The organism is Roseiarcus sp. (assembly GCF_052145395.1).
GTDB lineage: Bacteria > Pseudomonadota > Alphaproteobacteria > Rhizobiales > Beijerinckiaceae > Roseiarcus.
In genome coordinates this window covers 1-16,990 of sequence record NZ_JBKQOT010000673.1, presented here as the reverse complement: position 1 = coordinate 16,990, position 16,990 = coordinate 1, and the positions used below count along the sequence as shown (strand labels likewise).

Annotated in this window: 10 protein-coding genes and 3 pseudogenes; 7 read left to right on the top strand and 6 right to left on the bottom strand. The window is 64.3% G+C overall.

Going from position 1 to position 16,990, the window contains the following annotated elements:
- Positions 1-507 (top strand): annotated as a pseudogene (locus ACLP25_RS23085) (hypothetical protein); the annotation flags it as partial.
- Positions 508-517: 10 nt separating this feature from the next.
- A complete protein-coding gene (locus tag ACLP25_RS23080) occupies positions 518-1,051 on the top strand; it encodes an alkaline phosphatase family protein (RefSeq protein ID WP_442471475.1) in 534 nt (177 codons plus the stop codon).
- 394 nt (positions 1,052-1,445) lie between these two features.
- Here the strand turns inward: ACLP25_RS23080 and ACLP25_RS23075 are convergent.
- From ACLP25_RS23075 to ACLP25_RS23060, 4 genes and pseudogenes are all read right to left on the bottom strand, one after another.
- Positions 1,446-1,789, bottom strand: a pseudogene (locus ACLP25_RS23075) (ArsR/SmtB family transcription factor).
- A gap of 193 nt (positions 1,790-1,982) precedes the next feature.
- On the bottom strand, positions 1,983-2,624 hold the full coding sequence (locus ACLP25_RS23070; RefSeq protein WP_442471474.1) for an HlyD family secretion protein: 642 nt from the start codon (positions 2,622-2,624) through the stop codon (positions 1,983-1,985).
- Between the two features lie 136 nt (positions 2,625-2,760).
- Positions 2,761-4,131, bottom strand: coding sequence for an ATP-binding protein (locus ACLP25_RS23065; RefSeq protein WP_442471473.1), 1,371 nt, complete (start codon positions 4,129-4,131; stop codon positions 2,761-2,763).
- Positions 4,131-4,862, bottom strand: a complete 732-nt coding sequence (locus ACLP25_RS23060) for a response regulator (RefSeq protein WP_442471472.1) — start codon at positions 4,860-4,862, stop codon at positions 4,131-4,133. The genes ACLP25_RS23065 and ACLP25_RS23060 overlap by 1 nt, the downstream gene beginning before the upstream one ends.
- 385 nt (positions 4,863-5,247) lie before the next feature.
- Between ACLP25_RS23060 and ACLP25_RS23055 the strand changes: the two genes are divergently transcribed.
- The 4 genes from ACLP25_RS23055 to ACLP25_RS23040 all read left to right on the top strand — a co-directional run bounded on the left by ACLP25_RS23055 (position 5,248) and on the right by ACLP25_RS23040 (position 14,083).
- On the top strand, positions 5,248-5,787 hold the full coding sequence (locus ACLP25_RS23055) for a Spy/CpxP family protein refolding chaperone (RefSeq protein ID WP_442471471.1): 540 nt from the start codon (positions 5,248-5,250) through the stop codon (positions 5,785-5,787).
- A 333-nt stretch (positions 5,788-6,120) separates the two neighbouring features.
- The gene (locus tag ACLP25_RS23050) at positions 6,121-7,500 is read left to right on the top strand and encodes an efflux RND transporter periplasmic adaptor subunit (protein ID WP_442471470.1); all 1,380 of its coding nucleotides are present in this window, start codon (positions 6,121-6,123) and stop codon (positions 7,498-7,500) included.
- Positions 7,501-7,510: 10 nt separating this feature from the next.
- Positions 7,511-10,627: a multidrug efflux RND transporter permease subunit gene (locus tag ACLP25_RS23045; protein WP_442471469.1), complete on the top strand. Its 3,117-nt coding sequence runs from the start codon at positions 7,511-7,513 to the stop codon at positions 10,625-10,627.
- A gap of 24 nt (positions 10,628-10,651) precedes the next feature.
- A complete protein-coding gene (locus tag ACLP25_RS23040) occupies positions 10,652-14,083 on the top strand; it encodes an efflux RND transporter permease subunit (RefSeq protein ID WP_442471468.1) in 3,432 nt (1,143 codons plus the stop codon).
- 230 nt (positions 14,084-14,313) lie between these two features.
- Here the strand turns inward: ACLP25_RS23040 and ACLP25_RS23035 are convergent, their stop codons facing one another.
- Complete coding sequence (locus ACLP25_RS23035; protein ID WP_442471467.1) at positions 14,314-15,519, bottom strand: DUF5621 domain-containing protein; 1,206 nt, start codon at positions 15,517-15,519, stop codon at positions 14,314-14,316.
- 271 nt (positions 15,520-15,790) lie between these two features.
- Positions 15,791-16,675, bottom strand: coding sequence for a DMT family transporter (locus tag ACLP25_RS23030; RefSeq protein WP_442471466.1), 885 nt, complete (start codon positions 16,673-16,675; stop codon positions 15,791-15,793).
- An 89-nt stretch (positions 16,676-16,764) separates the two neighbouring features.
- Here ACLP25_RS23030 and ACLP25_RS23025 point away from each other — a divergent pair.
- Positions 16,765-16,990: pseudogene (locus ACLP25_RS23025) on the top strand (N-formylglutamate amidohydrolase); the annotation flags it as partial.

Genomic DNA, 16,990 nt, shown 5'->3' with positions numbered 1-16,990 from the left:
CGAAGTCGAGCACCGCGAGGACCAAAGCAACCGCCGCAATACGAGAACCCGAACCCGCAACGGGGCACGAACAACTTCTATACCCAGGACGGGTACGGCGGCGGCTCGGGCAGCCCGGCGGCGACTCCGCCCAAGGCGAACTACGGCGGCGGTTCGTACGTCGATTGCTCGGACCTCACTCAGCCGGCCGTCGCGGAAGTCGTCACCTACCTCAAAAGCCAGACGCCGAGCATCAAATCCAACTGCGAGCCCGGTCACTACTATCTCGTCAACAACTACAATCCCGGGTATTTCGGCGACGACTCGAACGCGTACACAAACACCAATCCGTCCAACTACGTCTTCACCGTCCCGCCGTCGAATGTACGGGACATCGGCATCGAGCTCTCGGAACACAAGATCTCATGGGCCTATTTCGGCGATCAGTTCAATCTGTATCTTAGAGATCCCTACGATCTGAACCCGGCCGATGCGTACTGCAACATCTGCAACTGGGGCGTCGTATAATACCGAGATCATGACCAATCCTGCTTCGCGCAAAGAGCATTTGCGCGACACTTCGGATCTCTACGCCGGCATCGCGAGCGGCGATCTGCCGGCCGTCTCCTACGTGAAGCCGAGCGGCCTCATTGATGGCCACCCTGCATCCTCGAAACTGGACCTGTTCGAGGGTTTCGCTAAGAAGATCATCGACGGGGTGAAGGGCAATCCGGCGCTCTGGGACAACACCGCGATCTTCGTCACCTTGGACGAAGGCGGCGGGTCTTATGACTCTGGTTACGTACAGCAACTCGACTTCTTCGGCGACGGCACCCGGATCCCGATGATTGTCGTGTCGAAGTACACCGCCGGCGGTCACATCAACCATAGCTACACCGATCATGTCTCGACGTTGAAGTTCATCGAGGCGAACTGGGGCTTGCCCCCGATCACAGGGCGCAGCCGGGACAATCTGCCGAACCCGGTCGCCTCGGACGCCAACCCCTACGTGCCCGCCAATCGGCCGGCCATCGGCGACCTGAAGGACATGTTCCACTTCTCAGGCAAGTAAGACCGGCAGACTGCAAGCAGAGGCCGCTCCCTTGGAAAATGCGGAGCGGAGCCAACTCGCACGCGAAGGCGAAGCGGGGCCGCTCGACGGAGCGGTCCCGTTTTCATTCGCCTCCGACGCGCTCGCGAATAGACCGCCGGTCCGCCGTGCGACATACGACTGGATCGGGCCAGTGCACAAAGACGTTTCCTGCACGCCCCCTTTTGCGCCGGATCGGCGCAATCATTGCAAATAAACCGGCCGCTTGTCGTTCGCGACTGCAACGCGCTTTCAAGCCCGTCGTGCTGACGGCCGCCGCGAGCATTCATCCGTTGCCGACCTGATTCTTCAGAGGCTTCCCGACGCTATGTCTGGCTGAGGGACGACGGGCGCGGATAAGGACAGCTGACGCGTTCTATGCGACCGGCGAAGGTTTGCTGTCGCAGAATGTGCGGTACAGGACGCCGATCACGGCGCGCACCTTGTCGTCGGCAAGGCTGTAATGGATCGTCTTGCCGTCCCTGCGCGCCTACACGTGCCTTCGAGTCGAAGTCGCGCCAGTTGCTGCGACACGGCTGACTGCCGAAGCGACAGATAGGCCTCGAGTTCGCCGACCGACTTCTCGCCGTCGAGCAGGTTGCAGAGAATCATGAGCCGGGACTCGTGAGCGAGCGCCTTGAGGAAATCGCTCGCTTCCCGCGCGCGGTCCGCCATGCGATCGACCTTCACCGCGTCTTGATGGCCGATCGCCTCCAGCATCTCCATGGCGTCCACCGCATCATATTCACATGTGTGAATGTAAGATTATCCCAGAATCCGCCGCTCGGCAAACCTGCTGTGGCGCACTGTTTGAATGCGGAGGCGAGCGGTCGCAAGCGCATAGAAGCAATGGCTCCGTTAAGAGCACTGCGCACTCGGACTCTCTTCGCGCCGGATGACCTGGCCGAGCCTTTCACCTCGCGTCCGGCTTCAGTTGAACCAACGTCGTGGGCGCAAAAGTCGAGACGTACTGGCCGAGAGTGACGAGGACGTTCACCGTTCCGGCTGCGGGCGCCCGCACTGTGCATTGGTCGAGTTCGGCATTCCCTTCCTCGAGGAACGCGGCCGCCTGCTCGCGCCTGGCTTTCGCTTCGGCGATGTCCTCGGCGCGCGAGCCGGCCTGGAGCAAAGCCAGCTTCTTGCGCGCGTCCATCAGCAGGGCGTCAGCGACGCGCGAGTCGCGCTCGGTGACCAGCCGTTGTGCAAGCGTGATCGAAATGCCGACCTGCATCGCATTGGCGCGATCGAGCGCAGCGCGCGCTTCCTCTGCGCGCGCAACGGCAACGCCGACGGCGGCTTCGCCGATCGCGATCTCCTCCGGGCGGGGGCCGTTGAGGACTCGCTCATAGTTCGCTTCGGCCGCCTGCAAGCTCGCCGCCCGGACGCCGATATCCTTGGCGAGCGGCCGGCAATCGAGCACGCCCAGAACATGGCCGGCTTCGACATGTTCGCCGTCGGCGACATTGATCGTCTGCACGACGCCGCTGTGCGCGACCCCGAGCGTCATTGCGCCCGTCTGCGGCTGCGACTGCGCGCCGCCAGCGCCGGCAGACATCGACAGCAAAAGCGCGATCGGGAAACGAAGGCCGCAAGCCCATGTTCGCCTGATGAATGTCGTTCGCGATATCAGCATCGATCCAACGATTCTAAGCGGAAAACCTCGGCGCGAGGCCGACCGGCGGTCATGGATTTCAGGCGGCGGAGGCCGCCTCCCAGACCTTCATGAGCGGCAGCGGTTTGAAGGTCATGCGAACGCTCAGGCCGTGCGGCTCCCGATTGACGAGCGCGATGGCGCCGCCGTGTCTCTCGACGATGTCGCGGGCGATGGCGAGCCCGAGCCCGAAACCGCCGCGCCCCTCCAGGGATCGCGCGCTGTCGCCTTTGAAAAACGGCTCGAACACACGACCGAGCAGGGCGGGCGAAATACCGGGGCCGTCGTCGTCGACCTGAATCTCCACCGCTCCATGGTCAAGCGTACGCAACGATATGTCCACGCACGAGCCAAACTTCGTCCCATTTTCGACGACGTTCGTGACCGCCCGTCCGATGGCCTGCGCACGGCCCGCGAAAGCTAGACGTTCGGGACCGCCGTAGGCGACCTTCTCCCCGACATCCGAAAACTGCGCGGCGATTGTCTCGAGCAGGCTCGGCAAATCCGTGAGCGACGGCTGCTCCTGATGATTGCCTTGGCGGACGTAAGCAAGCGTCTCGGCCAACATCTCGCCGACCCTCACGATATCCTGCAGCATTGCGGCGCGCAGCGGTTCGTCTCTCACCCGCTCGGCGCGCAGGCGCAGACGGGTCAGCGGCGTGCGAAGGTCGTGACCGATCGCGACCAGCATCTGCGTCCGCTCGTTGACCAGCGTACGGACGCGTCTGCGCATGTCATTCAGCGCCTGCGCGGTCTCTGCAATCTCGCGCGGGCCGTCGACGCCGAGTTCGTCTTCGTCGGCGCCGGCGCGGCCGAAGGAACGGGCGGCCGAAGCAATCGACGAAAGGGGCGAGACGATCCAGCGGACCGCATAGATGGACAAGAAAAGGATGCTCAGCGTTATGATCGCCAGCGCTCCGATCGTCTGAACAAGCAGGAAATTGTGCAGGCCTCCGTGGCGAAACGCTTCGAACCGCAACGCTCTCTGGTCGCCGACTTCGAGGAAGATGGAATCCGCATCGCCGGGCGGTGAGACGCGCCTCAGAGGTTCGAGACCCCAGTCTTCGCGGAGATTCGCGGCGACGGCGTCGACGAATCTGGGCGTCGGCGTCGACGGAGTCCAAGATCCCAATCCTTCGGCCGAAACGAGGCCCGCGTCGACGTGCGCGTCTCTCAGCAGGTTCGATAATTGTCCTTTTGAATTTGCGCCCTGAACCTCCCGGGTTATGGCGGCGATGTGTGCGGCTCTCACGGTGGCGGAAATCTCGCGGTCGGTCCCGGTCTGTTCCCGGTCGATCAGGTAGAGCAACACCGCTGAGGCGAGACCAACGCCGAGCAACACTGCGATGATCAGCAGGCCCATGATCTGGCCGGCGATCGTGCCGGGGACAAACCGCCGCCGGGCGCTCATCAAAGCGCCTCGACTTCGGGCGTGAAGATATATCCGCCGAGTCGCACGGTCATTATCAAGGTTGGATCCCGCGGATCCGGCTCGATTTTCTGGCGGATGCGGCTGATATGAACGTCGATGCTGCGCTCGATCGGACCAGCGGCGCCGCCGTGCGTCAATTCCAGCAATTGCTCGCGCGACAACACCTCCCCGGAATGCTGACACAAGGCGAGCAGCACGTCGAATTCCGCGCTCGTCGTCGTCACTCTGACCCCCTCCGGGCTCAAGAGGCGCCTCTCGGCGGGGAAGATGCGCCAGCCGGCGAAGCGCAACGGCCCGAGACGGCGACCCGCCTTGGCGCCGAAAGCGCGCGTTCGCCGCAGCAGGGCGCGGATCCGCGCGACAAGTTCGCGTGAGTTGAAGGGCTTGGTGACGTAGTCGTCCGCGCCGATCTCCAATCCCACGATGCGGTCGACGTCCTCGCCGAGGGCTGTCAGCATCAGGATCGGAAGATTGGACGTCGCGCGAAGGCGGCTGCAGATACTGAAGCCGTCCTCGCCGGGCAGCATCACGTCGAGCACCACGAGGTCAACGTCCTCCCGGCGCAAGGCGCGGTCCATCTCAACGCCCGACGTCGCCGTGCTGACGGAAAAGCCATTCTCGCGCAACGTCTCGCTCAGCATCAGATGAATCGTCGCGTCATCTTCCACGATCAATATATGGCCAAAGTTGCCGTTGGGCGGTGGTGACATGGCGCTGAACATCGTCTCAAAGCCTCTGCCCGTTGGCTTATATGCGATGACCCCGCCGCAGCGTCATCCGGGGAAATTTGTTTTTTTGTTGCGGGGCTTCGCCTTAAGCGAGTCCGCGAGACGGCTCGGTTATTCGCCATGTCCGGACGGCGCCGATCGGCCGGCCGGGACGCGGGTCCCCTGGAAAATCCCGGGTCTCGCCGGCTCTTGCACAAGCGGAAAGACCGAGCCGGGCGAATACGTCGACGACCAGCTAAAATAGACGGAGTCTCTTGTAACAACGCTTAATATGACCGCGCGAGGGCTCAACCGTATGATTGTTGTGGCGCACGGGGGACGAAGCGCGTCCCACCGAAGAAGCGCCGAAGGACTCAAAGGACCTGCCATGAGACGTTTGACTTTCGCGGTTTGGGCCGCGTCAGCGCTTGCCTTCGCCACGCCGCTCAGCGCCAGCCACGCGGACACTCCCGCCGCGCCCGCCGCAGCGCCGACCCCCGACCAGCAGCAAAACTGGCAGCAAATTCGCGAGCAACGGCGGCAAGAGAGGGCGACAATTTTTGACGCCCGTCTGACCGGATTCAAGGCGAGCCTGGCGCTCACCCCCGACCAGGAAAAGAACTGGGCGGCGTTCGAGGCCGCGCTGCGGAATGCGGCGGCCTCGCGCCCGGATTGGCGCCGCCAGGACGGTCCTCGGGGGGACGGCGCTCGGGAGGATGGCGACGCCCGGCCCTCGCCTGTCGATGTGATGCGCCGCCTATCGCAGAGGCTCGGCGACCGCTCGACCCAGCTGACCGCGCTCGCCGATGCGACGGCGCCTCTCTATACGAGCCTCGACGACAAGCAAAAGCTCGTCTTCGACGCCACGCTACGCGAACTCTGGCGCGAGCGCCGTGCTGCCGGCGAACGCCATCGCCACTGGCAGTAGGAAAGAAGGCATGGCGGTCGTTGCAAGCGACCGCCATACGCTTGCGCCGCGACACGTTCCAAAGGCGGCGAGGCGCCAATCGAGGCGCTCCCGAGGCTCAGACGAGTCGTCGAACCAGCTGCTCAATCCCAATGCGACCGAGACCGCAGGTCGGGGACAAACTTCGGCCAGCAGCCGCAGCGATTGGAAAATAACAAACCTTTGAACGCTCAAGGCGTTTGGCGCCGGAACAAACGCCAAAAAACAGGGTTGTGGTCGTTAGGGGGCTTTTGGCTTTCACCTGTTCTTGAGGCCATGGCGGATCGCGAGTCGACAACCAGAGATCGTCCGGAGGTGGAGGACGCAGTTCCTGCGGGCCGGATGCTCGCTCCGTCGGAGACCGAGGTCGAGGCGCCCCATCGTCCCGACGCCGACGAGGTCGGCGAAGAGCCGGAAAGGACGCCGAAGCGCCGCCGCTGGCGATGGATCGTTCTGCTTCTCGCCATAGCGGTCGCCGGCGCCGGGGCGTGGCGGCTGCTTTCTCCGAAAGAGGCCCGCCAGCAGCGCCCCGCGCAGCAGGTCCAGCCGGTCGGCGCGGCGAAGATCGACGCGGGCGACATCGACCATACGCTGTCGGGCCTCGGAACAGTCACGCCGCTCTTCACGATCACGGTCCAGACCCAGATCAACGGCCAACTGATGGACGTCGGATTCAAGGAAGGTCAGCTCGTCCATAAGGGCGACTTCCTCGCGCAGATCGACGACCGGCCGTACAAGGCGGCGCTCGCTCTCGCCCAAGGCTCGCTCGCCCACGACACCGGGCTGCTCGAACAGGCGCAGTCGGACCTCGCCCGCTACGAACTTTTGGGCAAGCAGGACAGCATCGCGATGCAGCAGGTCGCCGATCAGAAGTTCCTGGTCGAACAGGACAAGGGCCTGGTCCAGCAGGATCAGGCGAACGTCGAGACGGCCAAGCTCAACATCGCCTACTGCCACATTGTCGCGCCGGTCACCGGACGGGTCGGGCTGCGCCTGGTCGATCCCGGCAATTTCGTCCAGACGACCAGCACGACGGGCCTCGTCGTCCTTGCTCAGGTCGAGCCGATCTCGGTCGTGTTCGTTCTCCCCGAGGACGACATCGAGACGATTTGGAGCCAGGTCAAACAGGGACAGACGTTGTCCGTTTCAGTCTACGACCGCACCAACGACAAGCTGATTGCGACGGGAACGCTGGCAAGTCTGGACAACTTGATCGACACGACCACCGGGACCCTGAAGCTCAGGGCGATCTTCGCCAATACGGACGAGATGCTGTACCCCAATCAGTTCGTGAATGCGCGGATGGTCGTTCAGACGCTGAAGAACGTCACAATCGCGCCGGTTGCAGCGATCCAGCATGGGGCGCCGGGCGACTTCGTTTTCCTGATCAAACCGGACGATTCCATTGCGGTGCAGAAGGTCCAGACGGGCGTTACGGAGGGAGACCGGATTCAGATCGTCTCGGGCCTCAAGGCGGGCGACACGGTTGTCGTGGACGGTGCGGATCGTCTGCGGGAGGGGATGAAAGTCCGTATCTCCGACCAGAACGACGGCGCGGCGAACACGAACAACGGCCCCGGCGCGCCGCCGGGCGAGCAGCCCGACAACGCGCGAAAGGTTCCTCCCGACTCGCGGGTGCGACCGGAGAAGAACGGCGGCTCCGCTCCGTCGCCGTCCGGCGCCACGAACCCATGAGGTCCGCCTCATGAACCCGTCGCGGATTTTCGTTCTCCGTCCTGTCGGCACGACGCTGTTGATGGTCGCGATGCTCCTCGTCGGAGTGGTGGCCTACGGCTTCCTGCCGGTTTCCGCGCTTCCTGAAGTCGACTACCCCACCATTCAGGTCTCGACCTTCTACCCGGGTGCGAGTCCGGAGGTAATGACGACGGCTGTCACGGCGCCGCTGGAACGGCAGTTCGGCGAGATGCCCGGACTCGACCAGATGAGCTCGATCAGCTCGGCCGGCGCAGCCGTGACCACGTTGCAGTTCTCGCTCAATCTGTCGCTGGATGTCGCCGAGCAGGAGGTTCAGGCGGCCATAAACGCCGCGACTGGCCTGTTGCCCTCCGGCCTCCCCGCGCCGCCCGTCTATGCGAAGGTCAATCCGGCGGACGCGCCGGTCCTGACGCTCGCGGTGACGTCCAAGACCTTGCCGCTGACGGAGGTCGAGGACCTGGCCGATGTTCGCATGGCGCAGAAGATCTCACAGGTCAACGGCGTCGGCCTGGTTTCGATCGCGGGGGGACAGCGCCCGGCGTTGCGGGTCCAGATTAATCCGCGCGCCCTCGCAGCCTACGGACTCGCCATCGACGACATCCGCACCGATATCACCAACCAGAACACCGACCTTCCGAAGGGAAACTTCGACGGCGCGGCCCAGAACTCCACCATCAACAACAACGATCAGCTTCAGACGCCCGCAGACTACCGGCGTCTGGTGATCGGCTACAAGAACGGCGGCGCGATCCGGCTGTCCGATGTCGCGACCGTGGTCGAGGGCCCCGAGAACGCCGAACTCGCCGCGTGGGCCAACCGCACGCCGGCGATCATTCTGAACATTCAACGCCAGCCGGGGACGAACGTCATCGCCGTGGTCGACGCGGTGAAGGCGCTCCTGCCGAACCTCGAGCGCACGCTGCCCGCGGGCATCGACGTCGCGGTGCTGTCCGACCAGACCGGGACGATTCGGGCGTCGGTCGCCGACATCGAGTTCGAGCTTGCTTTGGCGGTCGGTCTTGTCGTCCTGGTGATCTTCGTCTTCCTGCGAAGCCTGCCGGCGACCATCATCCCGAGCCTTTCTGTGCCGCTGTCCTTGGTCGGGACGCTGGCGGGCATGTACTTGTTCGGCTTCTCGCTCGACAACCTGTCCCTGATGTCGCTGACGATCGCGAGCGGATTCGTGGTCGACGACGCCATCGTCATGATCGAGAACATCGCCCGCTACATTGAGCGCGGGGACGCGCCTCTTCAGGCGGCTCTGACGGGGGCCGGCGAGATCGGCTTCACCATCATCTCGCTCACCGTCTCGCTGATCGCGGTGCTCATCCCCCTCCTCTTCATGCAAGACGTGGTCGGCCGGCTGTTCCACGAATTCGCGATCACGCTCGCGACGACCATTGTGCTGTCGGCGGTGGTGTCGCTGACCCTCGTTCCGATGATGTGCGCGCTGATGATGCGCCACCACCCCGAGGGATCGAGGAGCCGCATGTCGGCGCTCGCCGAGCGCGGGTTCCAGCGGATCATCGACGGATATGACCACACGCTCGCCTGGGTGCTCGATCATCAGCCCCTGATTCTCATCGTCGCGCTCGCGACGCTGGTCATGACCTGCGTTCAGTACGTCCAGATTCCCAAGGGTTTCTTCCCGCTCCAGGACACCGGCGCAATCCAGGGAATCACGACCGCCGCGCAGGACGTCTCGTTCGCCGAAATGGCCAAGAGACAGCAGGCGCTTGCCGACGCGATCCTGAAGGACCGCGACGTCAGCAGCATTTCGTCGTTCATTGGAGTCGACGGGGTCAATGCAGCCCTGAACAGCGGGCGCATGCTGATCACGTTGAAGCCGCGCGACGATCGTGACGAGACGGCCATCGAAATCATCCGGCGGCTTCAAAAGGAGACGGCGGACGTCACAGGCATTCGAATCGCCATGCAGCCTGTCCAGGACCTGACGATCGACAGCACCGTCGGAAAGGCGCAATACCTCTTCTTCCTTGAGAACCCGAACTCATCGGAATTTGCGACGTGGGTTCCTCGGCTCGTGGATCGGATGCGCTCGTCTCCCGAGTTCGAGAACGTTTCGAACGATCTCGAGCTGAAGGGGCGGCAGCTCAAGATCTCGATCGATCGGCAAACGGCCGCGCGCTTCGGAATCACGCCCGCGACGATCGACAACGCCCTCTACGACGCCTTCGGACAGAGAATCGCATCGACGTACTTCACCCAGACCAATCAGTATCGGGTGATTTTGAACGCCGACATGAGCTCTCTCGCCAGTGTGCGCAGCGCGCTCAACGGCATCTATCTTCCGTCCGCCACCGCAACCGCGGGGCAGGTCCCGCTGTCCGCCGTCGTTTCGGTCTCCGAGGGCAATGCGCCGCTCACGCTTGAGCATCTCGGTCAGTTCCCGTCCGTCTCGATCTCGTTCGACCTTGCGCCGGGCGCCTCGCTTGGCGATGCAGTCGACGACATCAAGAAGGCGGAGGCGGACATCGGCCTGCCCGAGAGCTTTACGACGGCCTATCAGGGCGCGCTCAGCGCGTTCCAGAAGTCCCTGTCGAACGAGCTCTATTTGATTCTCGCCGCGGTCGTCGCGGTCTACATCGTGCTCGGCGTGCTCTACGAGAGCTTCGCGCATCCGATCACCATCATCTCGACGCTGCCCTCCGCGGGCGTCGGCGCGCTGCTCGCGCTTCACCTCGCCGGCGCCGGTCTCGACGTCATCGGCATCATCGGGATCGTGCTGCTGATCGGCATCGTCAAAAAGAACGCCATCATGATGATCGACTTTGCCCTCGAGGCACAACGGGTCGAAGGCAAGAGTCCGCGGGAGTCGATCCATCAGGCCTGCCTGTTGCGTTTCCGGCCGATCCTCATGACGACGATGTCGGCGCTGTTCGCGGCGCTACCGCTCATGTTCGGCCAGGGCACGGGATCGGAGCTCCGCCGTCCGCTCGGCATCTGCATCGTCGGCGGTCTTCTCGTCAGCCAGCTCCTGACGCTGTACACGACCCCGGTCGTGTACCTCGCCATCGACCGCATCGGAGCGCGCATCGCCGGGCTCCGCCCGCGTGAGGAACCTGGCGTTGCGCCCGCGGAGTGACGCGCTGCGCCGGATGCCCGCGCCATGAACATTTCCGCGCCTTTCATCGCGCGACCGGTCGCGACGACGCTGCTGACCATCGCCATCGCGCTGGCCGGCGTGCTCGGCTACCAGGCTCTTCCTGTGTCGCCCCTGCCGCAGGTCGATTTCCCGACGATCGCCGTCACGGCGCAACTGCCGGGCGCAAGCCCGGATGTGGTCGCAACCAGTCTCGCGGCGCCGCTCGAACGACATCTCGGTGAGATCGCCGACGTCACCGAAATGACCTCCCAGAGTCAGACCGGTCAGGCGCGCATCACTCTTCAGTTCGGTCTCGACCGCGACATCAACGGCGCCGCACAGGACGTTCAGGCCGCCATCAACGCCGCGCAGGCCGACCTTCCCACCTATCTTCTGACCCAGCCGACGTACCGGAAGGTCAATCCCGCGGACGCGCCGGTGCTCATTCTCGCCCTCACCTCGACGACCCTGACGCGCGGGCAAATGTACGACGCGGCGACCAACGTGCTCCAACAGCAGCTGTCGCAGATCTCGGGCGTCGGGCAGGTGATCATCAGCGGAGCCGCCCTGCCGGCAGTGCGCGTCGAACTCGATCCGCTCGCGTTGTCCAATGCGGGCGTCGGCCTCGAGGACATCAGGTCCGCTCTTTCCAACACCAACGCGAACGCCCCGAAGGGCGCGGTCGATATCGGCGCGGAGCGGTGGCAGATCTATGTCAACGACCAGGCCAATCACGCCGAGGACTATCGCGACCTGGTCATCGCCTACCGCAACGGCGGCGCCCTGCGGCTGAAGGACGTCGCCGACGTCGAAGACTCCGTGCAGGACGTGAGGAACCTTGGTCTCGCCGACGGAAAGCCCGCAGTCCTCGTCATTGTCTTCCGCCAACCCGGCGCGAATATCATCTCGACGGTCGACGAGGTTCGCAATTCGATCCCGAGACTGAAGGCGGCTCTTCCGGCCGACCTCGATATCGGACTCGCCGCCGATCGTTCGACCACCATTCGCGCGTCGCTCCGGGAAACCGAACTGACCCTCGTCATCGCGATCGTCCTTGTAATCGGCGTCGTCTACCTCTTCCTCCGCAACGGACGCGCGGCGGTCGTCCCGGCCGTGGCGGTTCCGGTTTCCATCGTCGGCGCTTTTGGCGCGATGTATCTCGCCGGCTTCTCCCTCGACAACCTGTCGCTGATGGCGTTGACGATCGCGACAGGATTCGTCGTCGACGACGCGATCATCGTGCTCGAGAACATCTCACGCCATCGCGAGGAGGGGATGTCGCGCGTCCAGGCCGCGCTCGTCGGCGCGCGCGACGTCGGCTTCACCGTGATCTCCATCACGCTGTCGCTGGTCGCCGCGTTCCTTCCGATCCTGTTGATGGGCGGTATCGTCGGACGATTGTTCCGGGAGTTCGCGCTGACCCTTTCGCTTGCGATCTTCGTCTCGATGGCCATTTCGCTGACGACCACGCCGATGATGTGCGCGCTCCTGCTGAAGGGCGGCGAACGACGCCGGTCCCCGCGTCGGAGTCTGTTCCAGCGGGCGCATGCCGCCTATGGCCGCTCGCTCACCGTCGCGCTCGACCACAACCCCCTCGTCCTCCTCACGCTGTTCGGCGCCGTGGCGGTCAATGTCTGGCTGATCATCGTTATCCCGAAGAGCTTTTTCCCCGAGCAGGACACCGGCCGACTGGTCGCGAGCCTCGTCGCCGATCAGGATATTTCCTTCGAACTCGTCAGCCAGAAGCTGAGGCAGATGATGGCGATCGTCCAGAGCGACCCCGCGGTGCAGGACGTTGTCGGTTCCACGGGAGTTGGTGGTGGCGGCGCCGCGGCTCAGACGAACACCGGCAACGTCTATATCTCGCTGAAACCCTTGAGCGAACGCGCCGGCATGACGACCGTCATGGCCAGGCTGAGGCGCAAGCTCAACCAGGTGCCGGGCAGCCGGCTCTATCTCAATCCCGTGCAGGACATTCGCATCGGCGGAAGATCGGGGAACGCCGAGTACCAGTACACGATCCTCGGCGACAGCACGGCCGAGGTCTATGCCTGGGCGCCGAAACTGCTGGCGGCGGTCCAGAACGATCCCGCCCTCGCCGACGTGAGCTCGGACCAGCAACAGCGCGGACTCGAGACGGACGTGACCGTGGACCGCGACACCGCCTCGCGGCTGGGCCTGACCATGACCCAGATCGACAACACCCTTTACGACGCCTTCGGGCAGCGGGCCGTCTCAACGATCTACAACGCCCTCAACCAGTATCACGTGGTGATGGAGATCGCGCCGCAGTTCTTGAAGCGTCCCACGACGCTGAACCAAATCTGGGTTTCGACCTCGGGCGCGCCGGCGAGCGGATCGCAGACGACTCAACTCAGCGCCGGCTCCGTGACGGTTGGATCGCCATTGATCGCGACGGCCACATCGACGCCGGCCGCAAGCGTCCAGATCTCCGCCGCCGCCGCTTCCGCCGCCAACCCGACTTTCGCTGTGTCGAACAATGTCGTTCCGCTCGCGCTGACGACCGCGAGCGCCGGCGCTTCCTCGACCTCGGCAAGCGCGGCTTCGAACAACGCCGTGCGGACGGCGGCGCAAGGGGCGATCGCGACCACCGGAAACGGCAGCGCTTCGAGCGCGTCCGCCGTGTCGACCTCGGCGGAAACCATGACGCCGCTCATGGCCTTCACCGGCTATGCGCCCGGCAACACCCCGCTCGCGGTCAACCATCAAAGCCAGTTCGTGGCGACGACCATCTCCTTCAATCTGGCGCCGGGGAAGTCGCTCAGCGACGCGACGGCCGCGTACCAGCGCGCCTCCCAAAGCATCCACATGCCGTCCGATATCCCTGGGGGATTCGCCGGAGTCGCGCTCGAATACGAGAAATCGCTCGGTACCGAGAAACTGCTGGTCACGGCCGCAGTCGTCGCGATCTACATCGTGCTCGGCGTGCTCTATGAGAGCTTTATCCATCCGGTCACGATCCTCTCGACGCTTCCCTCGGCGGGGGTCGGCGCGGTCGTGGCGCTGATGCTGTTCGGGCTCCCGTTCACGATCATCGCGCTGATCGGCGTGATCCTGCTGATCGGCATCGTCAAGAAGAACGCGATCATGATGATCGACTTCGCCCTTCAGGCCGAGCGCGAGCATGGCATGAACAGCCGTGACGCCATCTTCAGCGCCGCGATGATGCGCTTCCGTCCGATCATGATGACGACGACCGCGGCCCTGCTCGGCGCTCTGCCGCTTTGCTTCGGTCTCGGAGAGGGCAGCGAGTTGCGCCAGCCGCTCGGCGTCTCGATCGTCGGCGGCCTCATCGTCAGTCAGGCGCTGACTCTCTACACCACGCCGGTCGTCTATCTTATCCTCGATCGGCTCGGATTGCGGGTTCGATCGCTCATAAGGGGCTCGAGAACCGAACCGCAGGGACCCCGGGCCGCCTCCCCGTCGCGGTCTTAGGATGTCAAGACCCGTCGTTCGTCGTGCAGATGGACTCGAGCGAAGATGGAACAATGTCAGTCGACGTCCGCAGTCGGTCGCGTGCTGAGAAGAAACCGCGACGCCGACCGCATGGGGACCCCGGGCCCATTGCGCGCAGCCTCTCACGCGCCGCCCACGCCGCGTCGCGGCGGCGCCGCCAAGGCGGATGACGGTCCGATCGCGAAACGGACATCCGCGGGCCGGCCGCCTCAGACGTAAAGACCCATGGCCGACATGCTGGCGGAAACCTGCTGCCCGAGGGCGGTCACCGCTTGAGCGCCGCCGCCGCGGATCGGCAGCATGATGGTCGTAACCCCCGGCGTCGCCGGCACGAAGCCGATGTCGACCAGTGTCTGTTTGAGGGCCGGGAGATTCTCGGTGCTCCGGAATTCTTGCGACACCCCCGCCGTGTCGGTTCCCTGGTTCTCGAACACCCAGGCATAGATCTTGGGGAAGGTGCGCTTGAAGATGCGACGATGATGCTCGTTGATGAAGAAATCGGAGAACTTCACGTACTGGTCGACTTTATTGTTGAGAAAATCGCGTGTCTTTCTGCCGCCCAGGAGCGCCTGCGTTGGGCCCGGGCTACTCTTCTTGTAGGCCGGCATCTTGAGCGTCATCTTCGCATATAGGTTGCACTGTTCCCGACCGTCGTAGACCGGGGACGGCGGAGACGTGAATGCGGTTCCGAAATGCTGAAGAAACGTCATCGCGAGATACCACACCAGTTGCGGCGATTCGCCCAGATTCTTTTTCACGCTCTTGTCCAGATTGACCTGCCCGCCATGGTTGCCCGGGAACGGCAGGTAGATCGCGTTGGTGCCTCGATTGGTGAAAGTCACCCGCTTGATGTCCTGAGGCTTAAAGAAGCCACGCGTTTCGTGCATCGACAAAACAGCCAGGTAGTTCTTGACGTTGCCGCGGATCGTGCTGGCGTCCTCGTCGCCCTTGTTTCCGATTCCGGCGACCGGATCGACGGCGAAAATGTTGACAGGAATCTGCGGAAAGATTTCGCGCAGCCTGAACGCCATCTTCGTGCAGGTGACGGCGCCTCGACTCCAGCCGAGCATGTTGATGGCCGTGGGGGCCGGATCGAGTTCCGCGATCGTGGCGACCGCATGAATGACGTTGTCGTCCCAGCCCGCGCCCGTCATGGTTCCCGTCAGCTTCCAGTTGGTGTGGGTGTTCCCCATCTCCTTGTTCCCGAAGGTCGATTTTGCCTGCTTGTCGCGTGTGAAAGGGTTGAAGCGGCCGGGGGTGACGCTGCTCGTGGGATTGCTGCCAGGGCCGTCGCAGATCAGGAAGTCCCGATATTCGGTCCCTGTCGCCAGCCGTCCGAATTCGGCGACGATTTCGCCCTCTCCGTCCCGGCTGGCGTTCGTGCCGTAATTGAAGATTGTGAAAACTCCTGGCATCCGTTTCTCCCTCTACGGCGGCCGAAACGCCGACAACCTGCAGATGCGGACTCCTTTTCCGCGAGTCAACACGGGTTAACGACGTTACATACAGACCGAGGTCGTAACGCTATTGTCGTCCCAGAGATGAAGTCAAGACGCGGATCGGACCGGCGACGTCGAGTTTCATAGGGGCGATGGGGACGGAAATCGGAAGGTTGCCTCAGGCGATAACCGATGCCGTTCAGGGCCGACGGGAATCCGCAGGGCCATACCAGGAAGGAAGGCGCCTCTACCGCGGCCGGGCGACCCAGATGCCGGCGAGGATCGCCAGCCCCCCGAGCGCTTGGATCTCGCTGACCCGCTCGCCGAGGATCAGCCAGCCGAACCCGGCGGCCGCGATCGCCTCGAGGAAGATGACGAGCGAGGAGAACGCCGCGGGCAGCCGCCCGAGCGCGATCGACAAGAGCCCCTGGCCGCCGGTGTGGCTGATCCAAGCCATGGCGAGAAGCGCGGCGAGGCCGCGCAGCGTATGCGGCAGCATCGACCGTTCCGCAACGAGCGCGACGACAAACAGGATCGCCGCCGTCACGACCGTCGCCTCGAAGGTGAGACGCGCGGCGGAGGTCGTCTTGCGCGCAGCCTGCACGGCGAGGAAGTAGAGGCCGAAGAACACGCCCGTTACGATCCCGAAGATGTCGCCGATCGCGCCGGCCGGCTTGAGCTGGAAGCTCTGGGCGAGGAGCGCCGCTCCGCCTGCAAGGCAGAGGGCGAGGCCGGCGAGCACGTTCGCCTTGACCCGCTCGCGGAACAGAAGCCAGCCGAACAGCACGACCCAAATCGGCGCACAGGTGGCGAAAAAGGTCGCGTTGGCGACACTCGTGTGGACGATCGCCAGGTGCCAGAAGAACAGGTCCCCGGCGAAGGCGAGGCCCGACAGGATCGCGGGCTTCGCAAACCGAGCGGCGGGCGCCCCGGAACCTTCGGTCAGCCGCATCCAGGCGTAGAGCAGCGGAAGGGCGAGGGCGACACGCCAGAAAGCGCTGGTGAACGGCCCCACGTCGGCGAGCCGGACGAAGATGGGCGAGGCGCCCATCGCGACGGCGCCGACCACGAGCGCCGCGAAGGGAGCGTGGACGCCGCCGCGCGCTGCAGCGGAATTGGGCTTCACCGGCAAGGGGATATCCGTCCGCGGGCGATGGACAAAACGCCCGAGTCGGGCGTTTCGTCCATAGTCTCGCCCCAACCGCACGGCAAGCATCGCCCATGGAACGAACGCTGCACATCGCTTCCGAGCCGCACGCGGCTGGTCTTTCCCCGGTCGAGACGATCGCCGGGCCGCTCACCGCGGGCGTCCTCTTGGTCTGCGACCACGCCTCCAACGCCCTGCCGCCGGGCTATGGGACGCTCGGCCTGCCGGCGGCGGCGCTCGAGCGCCACATCGCCTACGACATCGGCGCGGCGGCGCTGACGCGGGCGCTGGCGAGGCGGC

Bases quoted from the DNA above. Each gene is read 5' to 3' on its own strand.
- ACLP25_RS23035 (WP_442471467.1), bottom strand. From the start codon at position 15,519: ATGCCAGGAGTTTTCACAATCTTCAATTACGGCACGAACGCCAGCCGG.
- ACLP25_RS23055 (WP_442471471.1), top strand. From the start codon at position 5,248: ATGAGACGTTTGACTTTCGCGGTTTGGGCCGCGTCAGCGCTTGCCTTC.
- ACLP25_RS23070 (WP_442471474.1), bottom strand. From the start codon at position 2,624: ATGTCTGCCGGCGCTGGCGGCGCGCAGTCGCAGCCGCAGACGGGCGCA.
- ACLP25_RS23060 (WP_442471472.1), bottom strand. From the start codon at position 4,862: ATGTCACCACCGCCCAACGGCAACTTTGGCCATATATTGATCGTGGAA.
- ACLP25_RS23080 (WP_442471475.1), top strand. From the start codon at position 518: ATGACCAATCCTGCTTCGCGCAAAGAGCATTTGCGCGACACTTCGGAT.
- ACLP25_RS23045 (WP_442471469.1), top strand. From the start codon at position 7,511: ATGAACCCGTCGCGGATTTTCGTTCTCCGTCCTGTCGGCACGACGCTG.
- ACLP25_RS23040 (WP_442471468.1), top strand. From the start codon at position 10,652: ATGAACATTTCCGCGCCTTTCATCGCGCGACCGGTCGCGACGACGCTG.
- ACLP25_RS23065 (WP_442471473.1), bottom strand. From the start codon at position 4,131: ATGAGCGCCCGGCGGCGGTTTGTCCCCGGCACGATCGCCGGCCAGATC.